We start from the raw sequence: 1,398 nt of genomic DNA on the forward strand, positions 1-1,398 counted from the left end.
TGAAGTGCAACACAAAAGTTAGACAAAATTGAATAATTTTTAAGCTACCAAGGCATGCTCCCTGTATTCACGGGGAGTCATGCCTTTTGTTTTTCTTGAAACTCTTTGATCATTAAACCATTTGACGTATTCTTTTGAAATCTCTTGAAGTTCTTCAATATTTTCGCAAGGCGGAAATCCATTAAGACATTCTGTTTTGTAGAGATGGAAGAAACTTTCAATTGGCGCATTATCTAGACAATTTCCCTTGCGAGACATACTTTGTACAAAATCATTTTCAGAGAGTTTATCAATATAATATTCTAATTGGTAATGCCAGCCCTGGTCAGAATGAATTGTTGGCATTGTTTCTTCTGGAAGAACCATTATGAGTTCATTTAGGGTATCCATAATCAATTCACTATTAGGACTATTACTCATTTGAAAGGCCAGGACTTCTTTACTTGCCTCATCTGTTATTGCAGAGATATAAGCCCATTTAGTATCTGCTAAGCGAACTTGTGTAACATCAGTGTGTAGAATTTTGAAGGGTACAGTTTCATCAAATTTTTGTTTTAAAACATTGGGAGCTACTTTTCCGACAGTACCTTTATATGAAGAGTACTTTCCGTTCTTATGTTGATTATAAAGACTCACTTGAACTCCTAATTCGCCCATTAAGCGACGCACTACGGCGTCGGCCACATGGATATTCAACTTAGCTAGTTCGTCATTTACACGTCTATAACCGAAGGTTAGACGTCCGCGCCATCTGCCTCTTTCTGCAATTTTCAATATCTCTACTTTGATGTCTTTATACTTATCTAGATGATTCTTGATGCGCTTACGTTCATCATGGTATGTAGCTTTCTTAAGACCAATAGCCTTAAGGATTTCACCGATTTTATATCGTTCTTTTTTGGGAAGGGACTCTTGTTCGACCCTGATCTGATCCACTATTTGCGTTTTTTCTCGCCCTTTGAGGTCCCGAACAGGGTCATTGATTTTTTTAAGATGTCATTCTCCAACTTTGTATCGTACAATTCCTGATTTTTCTTTGCCAGCTCTTCACGAAGTCGATCTACCTCGTTCTTATTTACCAATTTACGTAACTTCTTTTTATCATGTTTCACTTTAGATTTCCTGCCTTTCGGATGAGACTTCAAGGCTTCTATACCATACTGGTTGAAGGCCGTCCTCCAAAAGCTTATCTGACATGAATTAACATCAAATTTTGCGGACACTTCGGCTAAAGTTTCATCATGAGTTTGATAGTAGTTTATCACATCCATTTTGAATTCAGCCGTGAAATTTCTTTTAGTCCTTTTTCGTTTAAGCGCGTCTGCACCGCTTAAACGGTACTTTTGAATCCAAAAACTAACTTGTCGTTTGGATATATTATGTTTCTCCGCAAGATGA

Annotated in this window: 2 protein-coding genes; both read right to left on the minus strand. The window is 37.3% G+C overall.

What is annotated here, in order from left to right; all coding sequences use genetic code 11:
- Nucleotides 1-39 precede the first annotated feature (39 nt).
- A complete protein-coding gene (locus ACYT32_RS12310) occupies nt 40-936 on the minus strand; it encodes an IS3 family transposase (RefSeq protein ID WP_395266468.1) in 897 nt (298 codons plus the stop codon).
- Nucleotides 936-1,398: transposase (locus ACYT32_RS12315; RefSeq protein ID WP_395266466.1), on the minus strand; the 463-nt coding region annotated here is incomplete at its 5' end. The genes ACYT32_RS12315 and ACYT32_RS12310, both read right to left, overlap by 1 nt.

The sequence above is a fragment of the Companilactobacillus sp. FL22-3 genome, assembly GCF_054881455.1.